We start from the raw sequence: 6,000 nt of genomic DNA on the forward strand, positions 1-6,000 counted from the left end.
ATGTAGTGTTACTGTCTCTTTTCAACAGATAACAAAATTAGTGTTGCGAATGGACCTAATACAAGAGAAAGTAAAAACCAATTTAACCCTGTTCTATTCTTCCCTTGTGCAAGTGCAGCATTTATCAATGCCAATGTACCCCAACCTACGAAATATTGGTTATCCATCATCTGCCCCCTATCTCATTAACCATACTGCATCGTTAGTGTACATTTCTTCATAAAAGATGTCAATACTGTTAAAGTTATGATAATGGAATACATAGCGATTAACACGCTTCATATATGCACCAACCTAGTAATTTGCGCAGATATGAATTGTCAGACTTCTATTTGTTTTCAAGGTAGCGCATCCGCCAGCACCGTCCACCCGATTATTTCACCTTATTTCGGAATAAAACGGAATCATAACGCTCTTTCAACGCATAAAAAAAGAGCGAAGTCAGCACGTAGCCAACCTCGCATTTATAACACTTTAACGCACTAAAACTTTGATATATCGCCATTTAATATCGATTTTTAATATTCGCTAGTCGCGCCGCAACTGCGTCCGGATCCGCATTAGGCGCTTTAATCTCAAGTTCCGCCTTATCAACGAGCATACCCATCGTTTGCATGTATAGCTTCATCATCGAGGCATTGCCCGCCTCACATTCGTTAATAAGCGCCTGCATAATGCGTGTACGATTATCCGCTAAATAGGTATCTGTTACTGCTGTCTTATACTCTAACATCGCAGGCAACTGGCGCCATTTACGTAATGTCCGGTCAGATACGCCAATTTCCTTTGCAATTTCAACGTAAGAACGACACTTGCCCTTTGATAATAGGTCGTTTTCATAAATTAACTCGGCAGCCTTCGCTTGGTCAACCGTCAGTTCCTTCAAAATTTCGTCTAATTTTCGTGCCATTTAATTAGCTCCTCTCGTTTGTCAGCGTAGTATTGATCGTAATTTCCGTCATAGTCATCTTTATAAACATCAGCGTAATTCACGGAATATGATACTTCTTCGACGATACTTGTGAGCATGTCGGCTAAATTTGCGTAATGCATCTTACTGTTACCGCTCATTGCGATACGTAGCAATGCTACTATGAGCGTACATGTTGAGCCTAAACCCGTATCATTCGCTTCTCTCGCTACCTTTAGAACACTTATCCATTCATTACCGTTCTTCAATTCTCCGTAGGGTACAATTTCTTTTGCTATTAAAACTAATTCTGCATATTCTGCTAAAAACCCCTTAATGTCCACTAGGTTACGTTTGTATGCCTGTTCTGCCCAAACGTCACTGACCGGCGGAAACGGTATTTTGCAATAACCTCGCTCAGTATCTTCTTCATCGATTAATAGTTGTAAACGTTAGATTTCAGCTTTTAATTCCTCAATTGTCGTTGATTGTTTCATTATATCGACTCCCTTTCTTCAATATAAAAAGACAAGCGCTAATGCGCCCGCCTTCTTTTTTAATTTATTGAATCAATAATATTTTTGTCTAGAAATTTATATTAGGCTGATAATTATTAGAAATAGAGTTAAACCTACAACACCTATAATAGAACTAATTTTTGTTTGCGCTATTTCTTTTTCGGACACATTTCCTTTAAAGTTCTTACGTTTCTGCCCTTCCATTGCATCCTTATTTTTAAAATATCGAAATAGCGTTACTTGTCCGTTTAAAATTGCTTTCTCTGGGTTGAAGAATTGCCAAATAAATATTGCATATAAAGGACTAAACAATACGATAATTGTTAATATTTACATCCCCTCCCCTTTAAGCACACTTCTCGACTTAATTTTCATTTATTAAAGGTACTATTCTATATATATTCCTAAAACCCTTGTATGTTTCAGGTCTTTTTCCTCTGTGACGAATACTCAATCGACTCGGGATTAACAGGCAAGCGCATACGTTCCGCATTATTGTTATACGATATCCAGAACTCTATGCTCATGCCGTCACCCCACGTCTCTCTAGTATTTTCGTTACAAGTCCATCTGCAATTCGGTCAATGTCCGCATCCTCACGAACAATGATACTGTCCGCCAATTTAGCGATAGTAATCGCTCCATTAGATGATCCGCCATTACCTTGCGAATATTCCTTATTTTCGCGCGAAGTAAGCACGCGCTCCCCTTTGTGAAGCCTTGCCGAATAACCGTCGTAAGGGACAGAATCTAGTCCGCTATAGTGAGATTTCTTACCGCCTTTGTCTCCAGCACCGATTAATCCCCCGACGAAGTATACCCCTGCGTAATTCCGTTCGTAATCCAGTCCGGCGGTTTTATAGAGCTAATCAAACTTGCAAAATTCTTAACATGACCGTACGCTGTCGATATCCAGCCGCTCAATGTTTTGAACCATCCTTGCACGGCTGATAACGCTTCTGAAAAGGTATCGAACGCGTTTTTAACGCCGGTTAAGATAAACTCAACTAGCGGAGCTAGCACGTTATCCCATAACCACTTAATTACTTCGGAGAGTAGCTCAAATCCTGCCGCTAATGCGCTAATAATAGGCTGCGCATTAGCCCATAAAGTTGAGAATAGTTGCGCAGTAAACGAAATAGCTGGGGCAATAACGTTATTAAATACAATTACCGCAATATCTCCGAGAATTTGAAGGAGATTCCAGAATCCACTTTGGTAAGGTTTGATTACCGTCCAAACGTTTGAAATTATACTGGAGATTGTCGTCCATATCTGTGTGAATGCCCCTTTCAATCGCCCAAACACCCCAGATAATTGCGTTATTTTCTCGGTAACATAAGCTTTGACTTCCTCGAATTTCGTTTTAATCGTCTCAAACGAACCCTTACCGAAAATTTCATCGAATAGCCCGCCTACTCCGGCAGTTTTAAACGCAGTTGTTAGCCCTGCTATTTTCGATTTAATTCCGCCTACTATTGCGTTTACTTTCTTTGCTACATCAGGTGGAAACATTGCGTCAATTAATCCGCTTGTACCACCAGCTTTAAACGCAGACAATATCTTTTTAACTTTCGTTATAATACCGTCAACGGCCCCTCAGAACATTTCGCTATTATCGTATAGCGCTTTTATACCGACTAATGCAGATGCTATTCCAGCGGCGATTAATGCGATAGGATTTGCTAAAGCTGCAATGACACCTACGACTGCGAATGCTCCTACAAACGTTGCGATTGCGCCTGCCCCATATATGAAATATATTACTTAGTCAACATATAAAATGAATTAAATTCATAATTTATGATATATTATTTACAAAACTACATAAAAGGGATGGTCCGAAATGAATATTACAAAGAAGATTAAAATGTTATTAGTGGAAAAAGATATGACAGCGACACAATTAGCAGTTAAGATTGGAACTACTCAATCTAACTTATCTAAGAAGATGAAGAACGGAAGTTATACAGTTGCTGACTTAGAGAAGATTGCCGAAGTTTTAAACGTTAGTCATAGATTCTAGCACAAATATAATAACAACTAGTATTACTAATATCCAAATAAGAGCCATATAGATTTTCACACTCCTATATTTTTCCTTTAATTATACTATATCTATATATACATATCTCAAACATTTAAATAATTTATATACTTAATACTTGACAATATTCCACAGTTCGTCAATCATGAAGCCGAGATAAGGAAAACGGCTTGGCGCAGATTTCGGTTGCCTACGTTAGCAATTCAAAAAAGAATCAACTAACATAGACAGCCGATTCCATGAATCCTCAATTAAGGTATCCGTATTGTATGCCCTTGTTTAATCGTGATCCTTTCGAATCGATACATCTACTAATCTACTTCTGCCCCCGATAGTTACACTGGATTATGATTTGTCATAAAATTGTGGTATGTGATGTAGCCTGCGTGACCGTAGCCGCTCAGACCTTCCACTCCTGACCGATTATGTGCGTCAACCACATTCAGACACTACGAGAAACAAGGAACTCGCTTATTGTGTCCTATCCGAATTTATTGCGATAGCTCGGCACACTTGACGTGTTTTTTAACGACGCTTAACGGCTTCTCGTCAGTGAGCGTTCCTAAAAAAAACAATAGGAAAACAGGCCTTTGACATTCTAATTTTTTTGAAGTAGAATGAAGGCATATTTAATCGCTCATATTTAGTTGTGAGTGAAACACTTATGCTGGCGGGCATTTAAGTGTAAAATCGGATTAAGATAAAGGTCTAGCGTTAAGAGCGCTAGGCTTTTTCTTTTTGTCTAAAGATTATTTAAAGGACTAAAATCTCGGTGTTTATCGTGTACCTCACTACTAAAAAGATTTACATACGTTTTAACCATCTCCATCGTTGAGTGTCCGAGTATCTTTTGTAACTCGAATATACCAGCGCCATTCATAACAGATAGTTTTGCAAACGTATGGCGCAGTGTATAAGGTGAGCACCTAACGCCTTTTATGTCCCCTTTATTGCCGTATTGAGCAACGATTTTCTGTAGTGAATTACGTTTCATTGCAGAACCTTCGAGTGTTACGAATAATGCTTCGGTTTCACATGTACCTCGTAACTGTAGATAACGTCTAAGCTGCTCCTTCATCTTCGCTTGGATAGGTACATAGCGATGATAGTGATTTTTAGTATTACGAATAAAAACGAGTCCTTCCGATAGCTTTACGTCCTCAACTAATATCCCCCACGCTTCGTTTAGGCGTATTCCTGTTTCAAGTAACAGCAACATAAACGTGTAATCACGTTGTCCTGTAAATGTCCGCTTGTCTCTCGCATTTAACAGTGCATGTAACTGCTTAACCGTAAATGTTTCTACGTTGTTCTTACGATCCCGTACGAGGGGAAACTTTGCGAGGTCATTCACCGCTAAGTATTTATTTTCGAGTAACCAATGAAAAAACGCTCTAATAGCACGTAGCTTCGTGTTAATAGTAGTTGTCCGCAATCCTCTATCCTGCATATCCTCGACTAACTCCTCTAGGTGCTTCCGCTGTACGTCGTGGATAAATAGCGAATGGTCTGCGCTGACCAAGAATGTGCGAAAGTGATTTAATTCACGTTGATAGTAAGTAATCGTAAATTCTCGTAAACCTCTGCGTTGTGCATCTTTTATGAACACTGCTAACGCTTCATCGAACGTCGTCACCTGCATTGATACCGAACGACTCACGATGTCGAGTTCGCGTCCCACCAAATCGTTATTACGCTTAGACATAGAAAAAGACCGCCTTCCTTAGTTTTTAAGGAAAACGGTCTACTAGCGGACATGCTAACGACTAATTTGTCGCACATTGTACGTCTATAAACGCAAGAAGGCGCCTCATGCTTACGCATGAAACGCCGTCAAACTAACGATTAATTGATACCGGTGGTCGGGGTCGAACCGACACTCCAAAGGAACACGATTTTGAGTCGTGCGCGTCTGCCAATTCCGCCACACCGGCATGATACCTTAGAGATAAAAAAAATCGGATTATCCGATTATAAGTAAAAATAGTATGGAGGCGGCAACCGGATTTGAACCGGTGGTAAAGGTGTTGCAGACCTGTGCCTTACCACTTGGCTATGCCGCCAGAAAAAAATGGAGCGGAAGACGAGGTTCGAACTCGCGACCCCCACCTTGGCAAGGTGGTGTTCTACCACTGAACTACTTCCGCAATAAATGGCTGGGGTACCTGGATTCGAACCAGGGCATGACGGAATCAAAATCCGTTGCCTTACCGCTTGGCTATACCCCAAAAACTAAATGTATATAAATGGGGCGACTGATGGGAATCGAACCCACGAATGCCTGAACCACAATCAGGTGCGTTAACCACTTCGCCACAACCGCCATATTACTATATTTTCTGATTTTAAATTAAATGGGGCGACTGATGGGAATCGAACCCACGAATGCCTGAACCACAATCAGGTGCGTTAACCACTTCGCCACAACCGCCATAAAATTAATTGGCAGGGGCAGTAGGAATCGAACCCACACCAAAGGTTTTGGAGACCTCTATTCTACCGTTGAACTATGCCCCTATAAATTT

7 protein-coding genes and 7 tRNA genes are annotated in these 6,000 nt (G+C 40.4%); 1 reads left to right on the forward strand and 13 read right to left on the reverse strand.

All coding sequences use genetic code 11. The features are described 5' to 3' along the window. Positions 1-8: 8 nt before the first annotated feature. The 5 genes from ACOMCU_RS21345 to ACOMCU_RS21365 all read right to left on the reverse strand — a co-directional run bounded on the left by ACOMCU_RS21345 (position 9) and on the right by ACOMCU_RS21365 (position 2,988). Positions 9-167: a hypothetical protein gene (locus ACOMCU_RS21345; protein ID WP_010857285.1), complete on the reverse strand. Its 159-nt coding sequence runs from the start codon at positions 165-167 to the stop codon at positions 9-11. 338 nt (positions 168-505) lie between these two features. Further along, positions 506-910, reverse strand: coding sequence for a phBC6A51 family helix-turn-helix protein (locus tag ACOMCU_RS21350; protein WP_421051324.1), 405 nt, complete (start codon positions 908-910; stop codon positions 506-508). Next, complete coding sequence (locus ACOMCU_RS21355) at positions 895-1,254, reverse strand: hypothetical protein (RefSeq protein ID WP_421051325.1); 360 nt, start codon at positions 1,252-1,254, stop codon at positions 895-897. The genes ACOMCU_RS21350 and ACOMCU_RS21355 overlap by 16 nt, the downstream gene beginning before the upstream one ends. 697 nt (positions 1,255-1,951) lie before the next feature. After that, on the reverse strand, positions 1,952-2,128 hold the full coding sequence (locus ACOMCU_RS21360) for a hypothetical protein (protein WP_421051326.1): 177 nt from the start codon (positions 2,126-2,128) through the stop codon (positions 1,952-1,954). Between the two features lie 98 nt (positions 2,129-2,226). Continuing rightward, a complete protein-coding gene (locus ACOMCU_RS21365; protein WP_421051328.1) occupies positions 2,227-2,988 on the reverse strand; it encodes a hypothetical protein in 762 nt (253 codons plus the stop codon). 286 nt (positions 2,989-3,274) lie between these two features. Here ACOMCU_RS21365 and ACOMCU_RS21370 point away from each other — a divergent pair, with 286 nt between their 5' ends. Beyond that, entirely contained in the window at positions 3,275-3,454 is a 180-nt protein-coding gene (locus ACOMCU_RS21370) for a helix-turn-helix domain-containing protein (RefSeq protein ID WP_421051329.1), read from the forward strand. 763 nt (positions 3,455-4,217) lie between these two features. On the opposite strand, the gene ACOMCU_RS21375 is transcribed toward ACOMCU_RS21370, so the two are convergent. From ACOMCU_RS21375 to ACOMCU_RS21410, 8 genes are all read right to left on the reverse strand, one after another. Next, positions 4,218-5,180, reverse strand: a complete 963-nt coding sequence (locus ACOMCU_RS21375) for a tyrosine-type recombinase/integrase (RefSeq protein ID WP_421051330.1) — start codon at positions 5,178-5,180, stop codon at positions 4,218-4,220. 148 nt (positions 5,181-5,328) lie between these two features. Further along, positions 5,329-5,409: transfer RNA gene (locus ACOMCU_RS21380), tRNA-Leu, on the reverse strand. A 55-nt stretch (positions 5,410-5,464) separates the two neighbouring features. Beyond that, positions 5,465-5,538: transfer RNA gene (locus ACOMCU_RS21385), tRNA-Cys, on the reverse strand. Positions 5,539-5,547: 9 nt separating this feature from the next. After that, a tRNA-Gly gene (locus ACOMCU_RS21390) sits at positions 5,548-5,622 on the reverse strand. 6 nt (positions 5,623-5,628) lie between these two features. Continuing rightward, positions 5,629-5,703: transfer RNA gene (locus ACOMCU_RS21395), tRNA-Gln, on the reverse strand. 19 nt (positions 5,704-5,722) lie between these two features. Further along, positions 5,723-5,798, reverse strand: a tRNA-His gene (locus tag ACOMCU_RS21400). Positions 5,799-5,830: 32 nt separating this feature from the next. Beyond that, a tRNA-His gene (locus ACOMCU_RS21405) sits at positions 5,831-5,906 on the reverse strand. Positions 5,907-5,918: 12 nt separating this feature from the next. Next, positions 5,919-5,992 (reverse strand) — tRNA-Trp (locus ACOMCU_RS21410). Positions 5,993-6,000: the final 8 nt, after the last annotated feature.

The organism is Lysinibacillus sp. UGB7, from assembly GCF_049058285.1.
In the GTDB taxonomy this organism is placed as follows: Bacteria; Bacillota; Bacilli; order Bacillales_A; family Planococcaceae; genus Lysinibacillus; species Lysinibacillus sphaericus_B.